Origin of the sequence: Streptomyces sp. MP131-18 (genome assembly GCF_001984575.1) — a bacterium.
Lineage (GTDB): Bacteria > Actinomycetota > Actinomycetes > Streptomycetales > Streptomycetaceae > Streptomyces > Streptomyces johnsoniae.
On the sequence record NZ_LZNS01000001.1, the window covers coordinates 3,897,348 to 3,912,912 of the forward strand.

At 71.4% G+C, this 15,565-nt stretch carries 18 protein-coding genes and 2 tRNA genes; 12 read left to right on the forward strand and 8 right to left on the reverse strand.

Translation table 11 applies throughout. The features are described 5' to 3' along the window. Positions 1-113: 113 nt before the first annotated feature. The gene (gene pknB, locus STBA_RS17420; protein ID WP_077060133.1) at positions 114-2,138 is read left to right on the forward strand and encodes a Stk1 family PASTA domain-containing Ser/Thr kinase; all 2,025 of its coding nucleotides are present in this window, start codon (positions 114-116) and stop codon (positions 2,136-2,138) included. Between the two features lie 64 nt (positions 2,139-2,202). Here the strand turns inward: pknB and STBA_RS17425 are convergent, their stop codons facing one another. After that, entirely contained in the window at positions 2,203-2,712 is a 510-nt protein-coding gene (locus STBA_RS17425) for a DUF5324 family protein (protein ID WP_077060134.1), read from the reverse strand. A gap of 183 nt (positions 2,713-2,895) precedes the next feature. Between STBA_RS17425 and STBA_RS17430 the strand changes: the two genes are divergently transcribed. Both STBA_RS17430 and STBA_RS17435 read left to right on the forward strand, forming a co-directional pair. Further along, the gene (locus STBA_RS17430) at positions 2,896-3,429 is read left to right on the forward strand and encodes a peptidylprolyl isomerase (protein WP_077060135.1); all 534 of its coding nucleotides are present in this window, start codon (positions 2,896-2,898) and stop codon (positions 3,427-3,429) included. Positions 3,430-3,510: 81 nt separating this feature from the next. Then, positions 3,511-4,392, forward strand: coding sequence for a rhomboid family intramembrane serine protease (locus tag STBA_RS17435; protein WP_077060136.1), 882 nt, complete (start codon positions 3,511-3,513; stop codon positions 4,390-4,392). A 250-nt stretch (positions 4,393-4,642) separates the two neighbouring features. On the opposite strand, the gene crgA is transcribed toward STBA_RS17435, so the two are convergent. Continuing rightward, entirely contained in the window at positions 4,643-4,906 is a 264-nt protein-coding gene (gene crgA, locus STBA_RS17440) for a cell division protein CrgA (protein WP_077060137.1), read from the reverse strand. A gap of 109 nt (positions 4,907-5,015) precedes the next feature. On the opposite strand from crgA, the gene STBA_RS17445 reads away from it, so the two are divergent. The 8 genes from STBA_RS17445 (at position 5,016) to STBA_RS39290 (ending at position 10,650) form a co-directional block, all read left to right on the forward strand. Then, positions 5,016-5,753 (forward strand): DUF881 domain-containing protein, encoded by a 738-nt coding sequence (locus tag STBA_RS17445; RefSeq protein ID WP_253194797.1) that lies wholly within the window; start codon positions 5,016-5,018, stop codon positions 5,751-5,753. A 102-nt stretch (positions 5,754-5,855) separates the two neighbouring features. Next, the gene (locus STBA_RS17450) at positions 5,856-6,035 is read left to right on the forward strand and encodes a hypothetical protein (protein ID WP_077060138.1); all 180 of its coding nucleotides are present in this window, start codon (positions 5,856-5,858) and stop codon (positions 6,033-6,035) included. Next, positions 6,032-6,688 carry an aminodeoxychorismate/anthranilate synthase component II gene (locus STBA_RS17455; protein WP_077060139.1) on the forward strand — a complete coding sequence of 219 codons (657 nt, stop codon included), beginning with the start codon at positions 6,032-6,034 and terminating at the stop codon, positions 6,686-6,688. Before STBA_RS17450 ends, STBA_RS17455 begins: the two co-directional genes overlap by 4 nt. Beyond that, on the forward strand, positions 6,685-8,040 hold the full coding sequence (locus STBA_RS17460; protein ID WP_253194799.1) for a class E sortase: 1,356 nt from the start codon (positions 6,685-6,687) through the stop codon (positions 8,038-8,040). The genes STBA_RS17455 and STBA_RS17460 overlap by 4 nt, the downstream gene beginning before the upstream one ends. Next, positions 8,024-9,004, forward strand: a complete 981-nt coding sequence (locus STBA_RS17465; RefSeq protein ID WP_079251989.1) for a class E sortase — start codon at positions 8,024-8,026, stop codon at positions 9,002-9,004. Before STBA_RS17460 ends, STBA_RS17465 begins: the two co-directional genes overlap by 17 nt. Positions 9,005-9,072: 68 nt before the next feature. Continuing rightward, a complete protein-coding gene (locus STBA_RS17470; protein ID WP_079252420.1) occupies positions 9,073-10,101 on the forward strand; it encodes a patatin-like phospholipase family protein in 1,029 nt (342 codons plus the stop codon). A 64-nt stretch (positions 10,102-10,165) separates the two neighbouring features. Then, positions 10,166-10,525 carry a hypothetical protein gene (locus tag STBA_RS17475; protein ID WP_077060140.1) on the forward strand — a complete coding sequence of 120 codons (360 nt, stop codon included), beginning with the start codon at positions 10,166-10,168 and terminating at the stop codon, positions 10,523-10,525. Continuing rightward, on the forward strand, positions 10,525-10,650 hold the full coding sequence (locus tag STBA_RS39290) for a hypothetical protein (RefSeq protein ID WP_290443879.1): 126 nt from the start codon (positions 10,525-10,527) through the stop codon (positions 10,648-10,650). Before STBA_RS17475 ends, STBA_RS39290 begins: the two co-directional genes overlap by 1 nt. A 9-nt stretch (positions 10,651-10,659) precedes the next feature. Here STBA_RS39290 and STBA_RS17480 read toward each other — a convergent pair whose 3' ends face one another. The 3 genes from STBA_RS17480 to STBA_RS17490 all read right to left on the reverse strand — a co-directional run bounded on the left by STBA_RS17480 (position 10,660) and on the right by STBA_RS17490 (position 13,629). Next, positions 10,660-11,442: a hypothetical protein gene (locus STBA_RS17480; protein ID WP_077060141.1), complete on the reverse strand. Its 783-nt coding sequence runs from the start codon at positions 11,440-11,442 to the stop codon at positions 10,660-10,662. Between the two features lie 128 nt (positions 11,443-11,570). Next, positions 11,571-13,430: a serine/threonine-protein kinase gene (locus tag STBA_RS17485; RefSeq protein ID WP_143659505.1), complete on the reverse strand. Its 1,860-nt coding sequence runs from the start codon at positions 13,428-13,430 to the stop codon at positions 11,571-11,573. A gap of 126 nt (positions 13,431-13,556) precedes the next feature. Continuing rightward, a tRNA-Ala gene (locus STBA_RS17490) sits at positions 13,557-13,629 on the reverse strand. A 144-nt stretch (positions 13,630-13,773) separates the two neighbouring features. Here STBA_RS17490 and STBA_RS17495 point away from each other — a divergent pair. Then, positions 13,774-14,334, forward strand: a complete 561-nt coding sequence (locus STBA_RS17495) for a DNA-binding protein (protein ID WP_077060143.1) — start codon at positions 13,774-13,776, stop codon at positions 14,332-14,334. 117 nt (positions 14,335-14,451) lie between these two features. Here STBA_RS17495 and STBA_RS17500 read toward each other — a convergent pair whose 3' ends face one another. The 3 genes from STBA_RS17500 to STBA_RS17510 all read right to left on the reverse strand — a co-directional run bounded on the left by STBA_RS17500 (position 14,452) and on the right by STBA_RS17510 (position 15,456). Then, entirely contained in the window at positions 14,452-14,589 is a 138-nt protein-coding gene (locus tag STBA_RS17500; protein ID WP_216355937.1) for a DLW-39 family protein, read from the reverse strand. 120 nt (positions 14,590-14,709) lie between these two features. Next, positions 14,710-14,783, reverse strand: a tRNA-Ile gene (locus tag STBA_RS17505). A 49-nt stretch (positions 14,784-14,832) separates the two neighbouring features. Further along, on the reverse strand, positions 14,833-15,456 hold the full coding sequence (locus STBA_RS17510; protein ID WP_077060144.1) for a DUF3566 domain-containing protein: 624 nt from the start codon (positions 15,454-15,456) through the stop codon (positions 14,833-14,835). Positions 15,457-15,565: the final 109 nt, after the last annotated feature.

The window sequence follows — 15,565 nt, forward strand, 5'->3', positions numbered from 1 at the left end:
ACCGCCGCCCGGCGGGGGACGCCCGGCGGGTACCGTAATCCAGGGCTTGGACCCTTAGCCCCGCGGGTCGGCCAGGGGGCACGGCCCGGGACCGAACGGAGAGGGCTGGAAACATGGAAGAGCCGCGTCGCCTCGGCGGGCGGTACGAACTCGGCCAGGTGCTCGGCCGCGGGGGAATGGCCGAGGTCTATCTCGCCCACGACACGCGCCTCGGCCGTACCGTGGCCGTCAAGACGCTCCGTGCCGACCTGGCCCGCGACCCCACGTTCCAGGCCCGATTCCGCCGCGAGGCACAGTCCGCCGCCTCGCTGAACCACCCCGCGATCGTCGCCGTGTACGACACCGGCGAGGACTACGTCGACGGCATCTCCATCCCGTACATCGTCATGGAGTACGTCGACGGCTCCACGCTGCGCGAGCTGCTGCACTCCGGCCGCAAGCTGCTGCCCGAGCGCGCCCTCGAAATGTGCATCGGCATCCTCCAGGCACTGGAGTACTCGCACCGCAACGGCATCGTCCACCGGGACATCAAGCCGGCGAACGTCATGCTGACCCGCACCGGCCAGGTCAAGGTGATGGACTTCGGCATCGCCCGTGCCATGGGCGACTCCGGCATGACCATGACGCAGACCTCGGCCGTCATCGGCACCGCCCAGTACCTTTCGCCCGAGCAGGCCAAGGGCGAGACGGTCGACGCGCGTTCCGACCTCTACTCCACCGGCTGTCTGCTGTACGAGCTGCTGACGGTCCGGCCGCCGTTCATCGGCGACTCCCCGGTCGCCGTCGCCTACCAGCACGTGCGCGAGGAGCCGCAGCCGCCGAGCGTCTACGACCCGGAGATCACCCCGGACACCGACGCCATCGTGCTCAAGGCCCTGATGAAGGACCCGGACTACCGCTACCAGAGCGCCGACGAGATGCGGGCCGATATCGAGGCCGCGCTCGACGGGCGCCCGGTCGGCGCCGCCGCGGGGCTCGGGGCGGTGCCGTACGGCTACGACGACCGGCCCACGACGGCTCTGCGGGCCGCCGACCCGGCGACCACGATGATGCCGCCGGCCGCCGACCCGGACTACGACGACTACGGCGGCCGGGGCGACCGGCGCCAGCGCAATCGGCACACCTCGACCATCCTGCTGGTGCTGGCCGGCATCCTCGTGCTGATCGGCGCCGTCTTCATCGGCCGCGCCCTGTTCGCGAGCGATCCGCCCGCGGGCAACAAGGCGGTGCCCGACGTGACGGGCTCGACGCTCGAAGAGGCGCGGGCTCAGCTGGAGAACGACGCCTTCGTGCCCGAGGAGGGCGGCAGCGAGCCGTGCGCCGAGGAGGCCGACACCGTCTGCCGCACCGATCCGGCGGCCGGTGAGGAGGTCGAGCGCGAGAGCACCATCACCATCATCATGTCGGAGGGCCCCGAGCCCGTCGAGGTGCCGGACGTCGTCGGCGACTCCTTCGAGGACGCGGAGGCCGAGCTGGAAGAGCTGGGCTTCGAGGTCGAGCGCGAGGAGGAGCAGACCTCGGACGAAGAGGCGGGCACGGTCCTGGAGCAGAGCCCCGAGGGCGGCGAGGAGGCCGAGCCGGAGTCGGTGATCACGCTGACGGTGGCCGCGGAGCCGGACGGCGTCGCGATTCCCGACGTGGTCGGCGACCACGTCGACCAGGCCACGGCCGAGCTGGAGGCCGCCGAGTTCACCGTCGTCACGCAGAACCAGGTGGACGACTCGCGCCAGGTCGGCGAGGTGATCCGCCAGGAGCCGGGCGCCGGCACCACGGCCGAGACCGGGACGGTCGTCACGCTCCACGTCGCGGTGCACTCGCAGACCCCGCCGCAGGTCACCATCCCCGGCGACCTCAACGGACAGCCGCTGGTCAACGTGCGGCAGCGGCTCCAGGACCTGGGCCTGACGGTCTCCATCAACGGCCCCGACACCATCACCGCCGTCGTGACCGCCACCGACCCCGGCGGCGGCACCCAGGTCCAGCCGAACAGCACCGTCACCGTCACCACCGAGGAGCCGGGCGGCCTCGGCGGTCAGGACGGGGGCCAGGACGGCGGCAACGGAAACGGCGGCGGGGGCAACGGGGGCCCCGGCGGCGACGAGGGTGCGTTCGGCGACATCTTCGGCGGCGGTGACTGACACCACACCGCGCCCCGCACCACGACCACCGGGGTGGACCCCGCGGCCTCGAAGCCCGCGGGGTTCACCCCGCGGTGCTTTCCTCCGCCTCCGTCTCCTCGGCCGTGCCGGGCGATGACGGCGTCACCTCGGTGGCGGGCGAAGGCTCCAACAGCCAGTCCGGATTGGTCTGGCCGCTCCACCACCGCCAGGCGGCGAACGCGCCGCCGGCCACCAGCGTCAGCAGCCCGATCCGCCTGGCCATGCGCCCGGTGCGCCGGCGGCGCTCGCGCCGCCGGACGGCGCAGGCGATCTCCCGCGGCGTGATGTCGCCGCGCAGCGCGGCGAGCGCCGCGGCCGACCGCGCCGACGCCTCGTCCCGCGCCGGTCCCGCGGCGGCCCTGGCCCGCGCCACCCGCGGCACGACCTGGGTCGCGTAGCGCAGCCTGGCTTCCGACGCGGCTTTATGGGCACGCGGTTTGAGATAGGTGCCCGCCTGGTGCGCGTAGTGCACAGCGTTGTCCTTGGCCGTCGCGGCGTACGGAGTCACCATGTCCGTGGCGTGCCGCACCCCCGACTTCCCGTTGTGGCTCACTGATTACTCCTTGATTGCACTCTTGATGGCCATTTCTCGCTGCCCATTCGTCTTGTCCACTTGTGCGCAAATCATGCCGGGTAGGACGGGGTGAGGCACGCGAAACGGCCATCCGGGGGCACGGCGTGTCGTCGGCGCATGGCAGGATCGGGGACCGTCACTGACGTAGACGGAAGGTACATCGTGGCCGAGCAGCTCTATGCCACCCTGAAGACCAACCGAGGCGACATCGAGGTCCGGCTCTTTCCGAACCACGCCCCGAAGACGGTCAAGAACTTTGTCGAGCTCGCCGAGGGCTCCCGCGAATGGACCCACCCCGCCACCGGCCAGCGGTCCGCCGAGAAGCTGTACGACGGCACGGTCTTCCACCGGGTGATCAGCGGCTTCATGGTCCAGGGCGGGGACCCGCTCGGCAACGGGACCGGCGGTCCCGGCTACAAGTTCGAGGACGAGATCCACCCCGACCTCGCCTTCACCCGCCCCTACCTGCTGGCGATGGCCAACGCGGGTCCTGGCACCAACGGGTCGCAGTTCTTCATCACCGTCGCGCCGACCACCTGGCTGACCGGTAAGCACACCATCTTCGGCGAGGTCGCGAACCAGGCCGGCCAGCAGGTCGTGGACGCCATCGCGAGCACCGCGACGGACGGCCGCACCGACCGCCCGGTCGAGGACGTCGTCATCGAGTCGGTCGTCATCGACACCCGCCAGGGCTGACCGCGCGGGAACCTTTCCGGCCCTCTGTCCGTAGGATGCAGAGGGCCGGAAGGCTTGCTGGGGACGCGCAGGAGGGGAGTCATGGCGGAGCCGTACGGACAGCCGCAGCCCGGCGCCGGACTGGCGCACTGCTACCGGCATCCGGACCGCGAGACCGGCATCCGCTGCGCCCGCTGCGAGCGGCCCATCTGCCCCTCCTGCATGATCTCGGCTCCCGTGGGCTACCAGTGCCCCGAGTGTGTCCAGGGCGGCTCGGCCGCCGTACGCGCCGCCCGCCCGCGCACGATCGCCGGCGGCAGTGTGGCGGCCGATCCGCGGCTGGTCACCAAGATCCTGCTCGGGATCAACCTGGCGGTGTTCTTCGCCGTCCTGGCCGGCGGAGACCGGATGGTCACCGATCTCGGCATGCTGGGTTACGCGATAGACGGCGAGACGTTCACGTGGATCGGCGTCGCCGACGGCGAGTGGTACCGGATGCTCACCTCGGCGTTCCTGCACGAGCAGATCTGGCACCTCGGGTTCAACATGCTGGGGCTGTGGTTCCTCGGGCCGCCGCTGGAAGCGGCGCTGGGCCGCGCCCGCTATCTCGCGCTGTACCTGATCTCGGCGCTGGCCGGGAGCACCCTGTCCTACCTGCTGGCCGAGCAGAATCAGCTGTCACTCGGCGCCTCGGGCGCGGTCTTCGGCCTCTTCGGTGCGACGGCCGTGCTGGTGCGGCGGCTGCGTTACGACTTCCGCCCCATCGCCATCCTGCTCGCGGTCAACCTGGTGATCACGTTCACCTGGTCGAACATTGCCTGGCAGGCGCACATCGGCGGCCTCGTCGCGGGTGCGGCGGTTGCCTTCGGCCTGGTGAACGCGCCCCGCGAGCGCAGGACGCTGGTGCAGACCGGGACGTGCGTCGTGGTTCTGCTGGTCATCGTCGTGGCCTGTGTGGTCAGGACCGCGCAGCTGCTCGGCTGACCGCGGCGCTCCTGGCTTCCGGCGCTGCTCCGACCGTTCGGAACCCGAAGTTATCCACAGCAGGTGCCCGCACAGGAGCGGGCTGTGGATGACGGTCGGCCGCCTCCGCGTTCGACCGCGTTTCCGCAGGCGAACAGGGGTGCGGGACAGCGGGAGGATCGGACGGGCGTTCCCGTTCTCGCTCAGTTATCCACAGATCTTGTGATGTTCGGGCGAGCTGTGGATAACCTTCGTGACGGCGCCGCGCCCTTCACTTCCACTGTGTGGAGACCACGAAACCCACGGCGATGAACCCGAAACCGATCACAATGTTCCAGTCCTCGAGGGACTTGATGGGGAGATCGGCCTGAGTGACGTAGTACACCACGATCCAGGCGAGGCCGATCACGAACATCGCCAGCATCAGCGGCGCCACCCACCGGCGGCCCGACCTCATGTCGATCTTCGTCGCCTGCCCCTTCTCGGGAGGGGTGAAGGCGTCGCCCTTCTTCTTGCGGACGCGTGACTTCGGCACGAGAGGCTCTCCTGTCGATGCGCTGCCTGATCGCGCCGGACAGCGCGTAACTAAGGGATCGTCCGTTAGCGTAGTGCTTCATCGGCCGATTAAGGAGACCAGGGGTACGGTGAGCATCAATCGCTTCCGCCCGGCACGCCTGGGTTCCGTCGCCGTCTTCGGACTCGCCGGCCTCATATTCTGGCTCAGCTTCAACGTCTCCGGCGGCAACAACATCCGCACTGATGACTCCTTGCTTCAAATGTCCGATCTCATCCGCGAGCGGGCCCGGCAGAACGAGTCCCTGGAGTCCTCCGCCGCGGAGCTGCGCGCCGAGGTCGACGCCCTCGCCGAGCGTGACGGGCCGCCCGATCCCGGCCGTCAGCAGCGCCTCGACGACCTCACCGCGGCCGCCGGCCTCGACGACCTCACCGGCCCGGGGCTGACCGTCACGCTCACCGACGCACCGCCCGACGCGGAACCCCTGGTACCCGACGTCCCCGAGCCCTCGCCGAACGACCTCGTCATCCACCAGCAGGACCTCCAGGCCGTCGTCAACGCCCTGTGGACGGGCGGCGCCACGGGAATCCGGGTCATGGACCAGCGTCTCATCTCCACCAGCGCGGTCCGCTGCGTCGGCAACACGCTGATCCTCCAGGGCCGCCTCTACTCCCCGCCCTACACCATCACCGCGGTCGGCGACCGCGACCGGCTGCGCGCCGCGCTCGACGCCTCGCCCGAGATCGGCAATTACCAGCAGTACGTGACCGCCTACGGCCTCGGCTGGGAGGTCGAGGATCACTCCGCGGTGACCCTGCCCGGCTACGGTGGCAGCGTCGCGCTCCAGCACGCAAGGCCCGTGGAATGACCGCGAATCCCTCTTCCCCCTCCAGCGCGTCGCGGGCGCGTCGTACGCTTGGGGCACGCGGCGTCAGCTGACGCGTCGGACGAAGGGTAGAGAGCAGAGACCATGTACGGGTGGATCTGGCGGCACCTGCCGGGCAACGTGCTGGTGCGGGCACTGATCTCGCTGGTGCTCGTGCTTGGCGTGGTGTACCTCCTCTTCCAGTACATCTTCCCCTGGGCCGAGCCCCTGCTCCCGTTCAACGACGTGACGGTGGACGACGGAGGGGAGGAGACCGGCACGTGAGTGCAACGCGCATCCTGGTCGTCGACAACTACGACAGCTTCGTCTACAACCTCGTTCAGTACCTGTACCAGCTCGGTGCCACCTGCGAAGTCCGGCGCAACGACACGGTCGGCACCGATCACGTCGCCGAAGGCGGCTTCGACGGCGTCCTGCTGTCCCCCGGCCCCGGCACGCCCGAACGGGCCGGTGTCAGCGTCGACATGGTGCGGCACTGCGCCGCAACCGGCACCCCCGTCTTCGGCGTCTGCCTCGGCATGCAGGCGATGGCGGTGGCCTACGGCGGCGTCGTGGGCCGCGCCCCCGAGCTGCTGCACGGCAAGACATCCGAGGTGCACCACGAGGGCGGCGGCGTCTTCGCCGGGCTGCCCTCGCCCCTGACGGTCACCCGCTACCACTCCCTGGCCGCCCGGGAGGAGACGCTGCCCGCGGAACTGGAAGTCACCGCCCGCACGGGCGGCGTGCTGATGGGCCTGCGGCACCGCAGCTTCCCGGTCGAGGGCGTGCAGTTCCACCCGGAGTCGGTTCTCACCAGGGGCGGGCACCGGATGCTGGCCAACTGGCTGGCGCGCTGCGGCGACACCGAGGCGGTCGCCCGCTCGCACGGCCTCGCCCCCGTCGTGGGGCGCATGGGCCAGCAGGGGCCGGCGGCGTGACCGCAGGGCACCCGGACGGGGGTGCGGGGTGGGGCGGCGGCAGTGACGCGTACGCCTACCCGGAGGTCTACCCGGACGTCTACGCCGACCCCTACGCCACGGGCCTGCCGGACGCCCACGGCGACCCCGACCCCTACGCCACCGCGGTCGGCGCGCTGGACGATCCGCTGAACGACCCGCTGCCGGGCGGCCGTTACCCCGAGGAGCAGCAGGCGTACGCGCCCGAGCACCACGCGGCCCACGACGAGTACGACCCGGAAACGGTCGGCCTGCGCCGCCCCGCGGACCTCAACACCGGCGGCCGGCACGCCCAGGGCGAGGCCGACACCACGGCACTGCGCACGACCGAACCGGCCCCGAGTCCTGGCCCGGGCCGGGCCGCACGCCGCCGCGCGGCCAACGCCACCGAGCCGGCTCCCGCCGAGGGCCGCGCCGCACGCCGCAAAGCGGCGGCCGCAGCCGAACCCGCCCCCACCGAAGGCCGCGCCGCACGCCGCCGCGCGGCCAACGCCACCGAGCCGGCTCCCGCGGAAGGCCGCGCCGCACGCCGCAAAGCGGCGGCGGCGGGCGGTCCGCCCGCTGCCGCCGAGGCGGCCGGCGGGGGCCGCGCGGCGCGCCGCAAGGCGGCCAAGACCGCCGCGAAGGCGGCGAAGCAGACCGGCACCGCCATCAGCAATGTCATCGGCGAGCTGTTCATCACCACCGGCGTGCTGCTGCTCCTCTTCGTCGTCTACCAGCTCTGGTGGACCAACGTGCAGGCCAGGGCGCACGCCAACGACGAGGCCGACCGGCTCACGGAGCAGTGGGACGGGAACGGCTCCGGCGGCGCGGGAGGCGAGGAGAACCGCGACCCGGGCACGTTCTCCGCGGGCGAGGGCTTCGCGATCCTCTACATACCGTCCCTCGACGTGCGCGTCCCGATCGCCGAAACGGTCAATCCGGAAAACGTCCTCGACAAGGGCATGGTCGGGCACTACTCGGAGGAGGACCGGCTGCCGACCGCGATGCCCTGGGACGAGGAGGGCAACTTCGGTATCGCCGGCCACCGCAACACCCACGCCGAGCCGTTCCGCTACATCAACCGCCTGGAGCCGGGCGATCCGATCGTCGTGGAGACCGAGGACACGTTCTACACCTACGAGATGGCCAGCCGGCTGGACTCGACCTCGCCCTCCAACACGGCCGTGCTCGACCCGGTCCCCGACCAGGGCGGCTTCACCGAGCCGGGCCGCTACATCACCCTCACCACCTGCACCCCGGAGTTCACCTCCACATACCGTCTGATTGTCTGGGGTCAGATGGTGGAAGAACGTCCGCGAAGCGAAGGGAAGCCGGATGCCCTCGTCAACTGAGCGGAGCACGCCGGCGACGCCGGAGGAGGAGGGGACCCCGGACCCCGCCGAGGGAGCCGCGGACAGCGCGGAGACGGAGAAGCCCGAGCCCGCCGCCGAGGAGACCGCGAAAGCCGAGAACGGCACGGAATCCGCGGACACCACGGACACCACGGAATCCGCGGACACCACCGAATCTGCCGAACCCACCGACACCACCGACACCACCGACACCGAGGAGCCCGAGGGGCGCGCCGCCGGCCGGGTCGGTGTGGGGCGGCGGCGGCTCGCTCTCGCCGTCAGCGTGTTCGGCGAGCTGCTGATCACGGCGGGCGCCGTCCTCGCCCTCTTCGTCGTCTACTCCCTCTGGTGGACGAACGTCCTCGCCAACCAGGAGGCCGAACGTGACGGCAACGCCGTCCGCGAGAACTGGGCCGCCGCCGAGGACGACGACGGCGACGACCGCACGTCGCCCGCCACGTTCGAGCCCGAGGACGGCCTCGGCTTCCTGCACGTTCCGACGATGACGGGTGCCGACATCCTCGTGAAGGAAGGCATCGACCTCGACATCCTCAACGGGGGCGTCGCCGGGTACTACGACGAGCCGGTGCAGTCGGCGATGCCGTGGGACGAGGAGGGCAACTTCTCGGTCGCCGCCCACCGCGACGGTCACGGCGCGAAGTTCCACAACATCCAGCGCATCGAGGAAGGCGACCCGATCGTCTTCGAGACGAAGAACACCTGGTACATCTACCGGGCCTACGCCATCCTCCCGGAGACGTCGCGGTACAACACCGCGGTCCTCGACCCGATCCCCGAGGAGTCGGGGAAGACCGAGGCCGGCCAGTACATCACGCTCACCACCTGCACGCCCGTCTACACTTCCGAGCACCGCTACATCGTGTGGGGCGAGCTGGAGCGCACCGAGCACGTCAATGCCCAGCGCGACCTGCCGCAGGAGCTGCTGGAGTTCCAGGACGACTGACCCACGGCCGCCCGGTTCGGCAGCCCGCGGCCGGCGGCCCGCCCGCCTCGACCCGTCTGGGGGTGTTCATGAACAGCGCTCCGTGGTCGGACGACCATCCGGTGCTCGATGTCCTGCGCCGCAGGCGCGACAAGGGACATTCGCCGCACGCCCCGGCGGACGACCTGAAGGTCGGGCTCGCTGTCGAAGGCGGCGGCATCAGGGGCGTGGTGTCGGCGGCGATGCTCACCGCGCTGGAGGACCTGGACCTCACCCACGCCTTCGACGCCGTCTACTCGGCGTCCTCCGGCGCGATCAACAGCGCCTACTTCCTCAACGGCCACACCTGGTACCCGCTGTCCATCTACTACGACGATCTGGCCACGCGGAAGTTCGTCGACGTGCGGCGGGCCCTGCGCGGCCAGATCCTGGACCTCGACTACGCCTTCGAGGTCGTCGACCGCGTCAAGCCGCTCGACTACGACGGGGTCATCGCTTCACCCACGACGCTGAACGTGGCGGTGACGCTCGTCGACGAGATGCGCACCGAGGCCGTCAGCGACTTCACCTCGCGCGCTGACCTGCGGTCCGCGCTGGTCGCCAGCGCCTGGCTGCCGGTCGCGGTGCGCGGCACCGCCGAGTTCCGCGGCAGGCGCGCGGTCGACGGCGGGGTCCTGACCCAGCACCCCTACCGCCTCGCGCTGGACGACGGCTGCACGCACGTCCTCTCGCTGAGCACGCGGCCGATCAGCCCGCCGAACGACAAGCTGCTGCTCTCGCAGCGGTACGCGATCCGGCATCTCAACCGCATTCGGCCCGGTCTCGGCGCCGGTTATGCCGCGGCCATCGGCCGTTACCGGCACGAACGCCGTGCGCTCCAGCGGTGGATGAGCGCGCCGGGCGAGGAGGCGCCGTTCGTCCTCGACCTCGCGCCGCTGCCGTGGATGCCGCAGGTGAAGCGCCACGAGGTGGACCCGGGCCGCATCCTGGCCGGCGCCCGCGGCGCCTACGAGGTGATGTACTGCGCGATCGAGGGCCGCGACCCCGCGCTGATCCGCAGCGGCGGCGTGCGTGCCGTTCCGCAGCTGACGATCGTGGCCGAGGATGGCCCGGCGTAGGGGCGCCCCCTCACCGGGCGGGATGCTACAAAGGGCGGGCTGCCGCCCGAAGGAGGAGGATTCCATGGATTCTCACATCCGGCCCGCGGCCCGCCTGCGCGCGTTCACCGTCACGACCGCTCTCGCACTGACCACAGCTGCCGCGGTGACCCTGGGCTGCGCCTCGGACGAGGAGCCGGTGGGACGCGAGGCGCCACCGGAGTCCGAGCCGGCGCCGTCGGCACCGTCGGCGCCGGGGGAGCCGTCGACGCCGGAGCCGTCGGCGCCGGGGGAGGCGGCGAACGGTTCGGACATCGGCGCCTGCCTCGACGGCACGTGCGAGGTCACGGTGTCCGCGCCCACCGGCATCCCGGTGGACGGCCGGTTCGGCGCCGACTCCGTCAGCGTCTCCTGGATCGCCGACGGAGCGGTGACGGAGCGGTGATGGTCACCACCGGCCCCGGCCACGTCACGGCCAGCGGCGTCGGCACCGTCAACGGCCTGCTGTCCGAGGTGGTTTCGGTGGAGGAGAGCGTCGCGGTCCTCGCGTTCTCGCCCGCCGGCGGCTGAGCCCGCCCGTCAGTCGGCGAACGCCCCGTCGAGCGCCGCGAGATGCGGCGGCACCAGCGTCGTCGACATCATCAGCTCCCGGATCAGATTGTCGTTCAGCGCATTGCCGACCGGCTGCGGAACCTCCGCCTCGACCAGACCGAACACGCCGCCGTGGGACAGCCGTTCGCGGACCCGGGCGACCAGGTGCGCCAGCACGGGAACGGTCCACCCCGCGGCCGGCTGGAGCGCCTGGAGCTGCGCCGCGGCCTGCTTCCACGTCAGCGGCTGCGGGCACGCCTCGTGCAGCAGGTACCGCTGCCCCAGCACCGTCAGCGCGAGATGCTCCTCCGGCGAGAGCGGCCACGTCTTCGGCGGGCGCGTCGGGTCGTCGGGCCTCGGCTTGGGCAAACTGCTGTCCGCGCCCGACACGAACAGCTCCAGCAGGTGCTCGCGGCTGCTGGAGCCGCGGACGAACAGCGGCGTGTAGCCCTCGCCGAGCGGCACCGGGTCCTCGTCGGTGAAGAGCAGCAGCGAGCCGGGGAGCCGTATCGGCAGCCGCCCGGTGTTGCGCACCCACCACCGGTCGGCGCGGTGCACCACGGTGCCCTGCTTGCGGCTGACCCGCCCGTCGTCCTCGCCGATGCACACGTGCACGCTCTCGCGGTGCCGGCCGAAGAGGATCTCCCGGCCCTCGCCCGGCCGCAGGCGGAAGTCGCCGCCCAGGGAGCGGACGTGGATCGTGCCGCGCTGCGCGGGCGGCACGCCGAGGGCCAGGCTGGCCTTGGCCCGGTTCGACGCTGCTGATGCCATGGGACACCGACCTTTCTGCACTCCGTGCCATGGGCGGGCGGACCCGCCCGCCGCCGGGCCCGCGGCCATGATTCCGCAGCGGCCCGCGACCGGTCGCGGACCCCGTCCACGGGCCGCTGCCCGGCCCCTCAGGCGGCCGGGGGCAGTTCCGCGGCCATCGATTCCATCAACTCGCCCGCTGTCTCGCACAGTACGCCCGGCTCCCTCGGCCCGGAGACGACCAGGAGCAGCTTCTCCACGGCCGGGGCGTTGTCCGAGTCGTAGTAGGTGCGGTACTCCAGGTGCCCCACGCAGGTCTTCGGCCCGTCGCCATCCGCCTCCAGAGCGCCGGAGTACCGGCCGAACCGCACAGGCTCGCCGTCCTCGGCGGTCAGCGGGCCGTCCCGGTCGAAGCGCAGGTCGATCCAGGAGTCGTCCATGCTGCTGTGCCAGCCGCACGACCAGTCGCCGAACCCGACGTCCGCCTCCGCCGCCCTGACCCCGGGCAGCGCGGCGACCAGCGCCTCCGTGGTGGGCAGCCCGCACGCGTCGTGCAACGCCAGGGAGGCGTCGGGGAATGGCGCCGGGCGGCGCGGGAACGGGTCCCCGGAGTTGAGCACGGCGAGGGCGTGGTCCGTGGCCGCGTCGGCCATGCCGCACAGGTCGGGGTCGGTCTCGTAGGAGTGCTTGGCCGCCACCAGGGCCCAGTTGCCGTCGGGCAGCAGCAGGAAGCGTTCGCACGCCGACTCGTCAGCCGGGAAGCGCACGACGCCGGCCTCGCCGTCCTGCTCGACCCGCTCCGCGATCTCCGGTGACGGCGCGGTGTTCAGATCCACCAGCACGTCCACCTCGCCGCCCGCCGCGGGCTCCACCAGCAGGTCGCACCGGTCGAAGTTGCCGTAGTCCCGGTCGAGCCGCACCGCGCCGAAGCGCGCGAGCGCCCGGGGCGACAGCAGGCCGCACGGGTCCGCGGTCCGCTGGTCCTCGATGTGCGGCGCCCCGCCGCCGTTCGCCCGCGCCCCGCCGTCCCCGCTCGCGTCCCCGTCGACCAGCACGTCGCCGCCCAGCCAGCCCACGGCGGCGAGCGCGGCCGTGGCCGCGGCGAGGGTGGCCGTCCGCGACCTCCGCCGCCGCGCGGCGCCGCTCCGGCCCGCCAGCGCGCGTTCCAGCAGCCGGCGCGCCTCGGCCGCGTCCGGCCGGTCCTCCGGCAGCGGCTTCAGCATGCCGGCCAGCACTTCGGTGAGCGGCCCGGCGCGCCGCGGTCCGAGCGGCACGCCCGCCCGGGCCCTGGTCTCCGGGTCCACCCCGTCCTCGCCGTCCCGGCCGTACACGGAACGGCCCTCCAGCGCCGCGAACAGCGCGGCGCCCAGCGAGAACACGTCGGAGGCCGCGGTCGCCCGCCCGCCCCGGTGTACCTCGGGCGCGGCGTACGCCGCCGTGTACGGACACCGGCCGGTGTCCCCGAAGGTGTCCTCGCCGTCACCGCCGCCCGAGGTGCCGAAGTCGCCCAGCTTCGCGTGCCAGTCCGCGGTGACCAGGACGTTCCCCGGCTTCACGTCGCGGTGGACCACGCCCTTGGCGTGCACTGCCTGGAGCGCCCGCGCGATCTGCGCGCCGATGCCCGCGGCCCGCCGCCACGCCGGCACCCCGTCCGCGTCCGTGTCCGGCAGCCGGCGGTCCGGAAGTCCGCGCAGCACCGAAGAGAGGCTCCGCGATTCGACGTACTCCATGACCAGCCAGCACTCGGTCCCCTTGCCGGGGTCCGTGCCGCCGTCCTCGGCCTCGTGCACGTCGTAGAGCACCACGACGTTCGGATGCTGCATGTCGGCGAGGATCTTCGCCTCGCGCTGGGCGTACCGCCGGCCCTGCTCCCCTTCGAGCAGAATCCGCTTCAGGACGACGGTGCGCCGCAGCCGTTCGTCGGCGGCCCGCCACACCTCGCCCTGGCCGCCCTCGTCGAACCGCTCTTCCAGCACATAGCGGCCTCCGACCATGTCCCCGATGTCCACGGATCCGTAGTACCAGCGGTCACGGGCGGGAATCCAGCGATTGCACAGAATGACCACAACAGGGCGACGACAGGCCGGAATATGAGCGCTCCCGCCACCGTACGAACGGGAGGCGGGAGGCGGGGGTGGAGCCTAGGAGAGTCGAACTCCTGACATCCGCCATGCAAAGACGGCGCTCTACCAACTGAGCTAAGGCCCCGGGGCCCGGTAGCGGGCCAGAGCCAAGGTTACCCAATCTTCCTGCCGGATACCGACCGGGTATCGCCCCGGGTACGGGTCCCTCCGTAGGATGACGCGCAACTTCGCTCAGGTGAAGCGATCAGGGGAGAACAGGGGAGACACGATGGACGCAGCTCAACAGGAGTCCACCGAAAAAGCCAGAGAACAACAGACGACGTGGTACGGGGAGCCACTGGGCTCGCTGTTCCGCCGGCTCATCGCGGACCTGGGCCTCAACCAGGCGCGGCTCGCGGTCGTTCTCGGGCTTTCGGCGCCGATGCTGTCCCAGCTGATGAGTGGTCAGCGGGCGAAGATCGGCAATCCGGCCGTGGTGCAGCGCGTCCGTTCACTACAGGATCTGGCGGGGGAGGTCCGGGCCGGCCGCGTCAGCGCGGCGGAAGCCACCGCGGCCATGGACGAGATCCGGCGCACGTCCGGGGGGAACGTGCTCAGCTCGGGCTCGACGCCCGCGAGGACCAGTTCGACGGGCGTACCCGCGAACCCCACCAAGCGGGTGGTACGGGAGATCCAGGCACTGCTGCGCTCCGTGTCCGACGCGACCGAGATCCAGAACGCGTCACGGCTGCTCGCGGACAGCCATCCGGAACTGGCCGAATTCCTGCGCGTCTACGGCGTCGCGCGGACGCGGGAAGCCGTGGAGCACTACGAGAGCCACCAGGGCTGAAACACCCCGGCGGGCCAGGATTTGCGAACGCACACGAAGGCCCCTCGGGCCCCCGTCCGTCGCACGCGGCCGGGGGTCCGGGACTTCCGTCCTTCGATGTGGTGCGTGTCTTCGGGGTCAGGCACCCGTGGAGCCGGAGGGCACGGAGTCGGTCGCCTCCGTCCACAGGTCCTGCTCAGCCTTGTCCGCCTGAATCTGGCGGTACACGAGGAGGCCGCCGATTGCGGCCAGGGCGACCAGGAGGAGCTTCTTCACCGCGCTACCTCGTCCTTCTTGAACGTGATCGGACCATCTGGCGCCCGATGATACCCAACGACCTGAAGACACAAAGGGCTCGGTCCGACCGGATATCTCCGACCGGACCGAGCCGTGCCGTGGGGCTAACAGGACTTGAACCTGTGGCCTCATCCTTATCAGGGATGCGCTCTAACCATCTGAGCTATAGCCCCGCGTGGTGCACAGAAAGGCTAGCGCATGTGCACCCCGGCTCCCAAATCGCTATTCGTCCTCCGCCAGCGTCACTTCGATCCCGCCGACGAAACCGGCCGACAGGTTGTACATGAACGCGCCAAGTGTGGCCAGCGCCGTGGCCAGGACGACGTCGATCAGCGCGATCACCGACGTGAACAGCATGACCCGCGGCAGCGAGAGGAACGCCACCAGGTCGAAGCCGCTGTCGGTGTCCGTTTCGGTGGCCTCGGTCACCGTGTCGCCGATCGTGGCGAAGACGCCCATCGCGTCCATGACCATCCACAGGACGGCGACGGCGATGATCGTGCAGATCCCCAGCGCGATGGACAGCAGGAAGCTGACCTTCATCACCGACCACGGGTCGGCCTTCGCCACCCGCAGCCGCGCCTTGCGGGTTCTCGGCACGGTGCGCGCCCCCGTGCGGGGGCGGCGCATCGCCTGGCCCGTCCGCTGCGCCTGCTGAGCCTGCGTGGCCTGCTGGCCGCCCTGTGGCGGCCCCTGGGGCTGCTGCTGGGACTGGGACTGCTGCCCCACCGTGGGCGCGGCACCCGGCGGGGCCGGGTACGCCTGCGGGGGGTGATAGTGCTGCGGGTCCTGCGCGGAACCGCCGGAGCCCTGCGCAAAAGGCTCCACGGGTCTTGCACTGGTCATCGTGGTCCCCCCACGAGTCGTGTCTTCTGGGGATGTTCTCCGGGAGCGGGAGCTGCCGGAGTCGGTACCGGTGGCGCCCGCGACCGGCGGACCCGAAGGTGAACGCTCC

Bases quoted from the DNA above. Each gene is read 5' to 3' on its own strand.
- pknB (WP_077060133.1), top strand. From the start codon at position 114: ATGGAAGAGCCGCGTCGCCTCGGCGGGCGGTACGAACTCGGCCAGGTG.
- STBA_RS17435 (WP_077060136.1), top strand. From the start codon at position 3,511: ATGGCGGAGCCGTACGGACAGCCGCAGCCCGGCGCCGGACTGGCGCAC.
- STBA_RS17450 (WP_077060138.1), top strand. From the start codon at position 5,856: ATGTACGGGTGGATCTGGCGGCACCTGCCGGGCAACGTGCTGGTGCGG.
- STBA_RS17465 (WP_079251989.1), top strand. From the start codon at position 8,024: ATGCCCTCGTCAACTGAGCGGAGCACGCCGGCGACGCCGGAGGAGGAG.
- STBA_RS17470 (WP_079252420.1), top strand. From the start codon at position 9,073: ATGAACAGCGCTCCGTGGTCGGACGACCATCCGGTGCTCGATGTCCTG.
- STBA_RS17475 (WP_077060140.1), top strand. From the start codon at position 10,166: ATGGATTCTCACATCCGGCCCGCGGCCCGCCTGCGCGCGTTCACCGTC.
- STBA_RS39290 (WP_290443879.1), top strand. From the start codon at position 10,525: ATGGTCACCACCGGCCCCGGCCACGTCACGGCCAGCGGCGTCGGCACC.
- STBA_RS17480 (WP_077060141.1), bottom strand. From the start codon at position 11,442: ATGGCATCAGCAGCGTCGAACCGGGCCAAGGCCAGCCTGGCCCTCGGC.
- STBA_RS17495 (WP_077060143.1), top strand. From the start codon at position 13,774: ATGGACGCAGCTCAACAGGAGTCCACCGAAAAAGCCAGAGAACAACAG.
- STBA_RS17510 (WP_077060144.1), bottom strand. From the start codon at position 15,456: ATGACCAGTGCAAGACCCGTGGAGCCTTTTGCGCAGGGCTCCGGCGGT.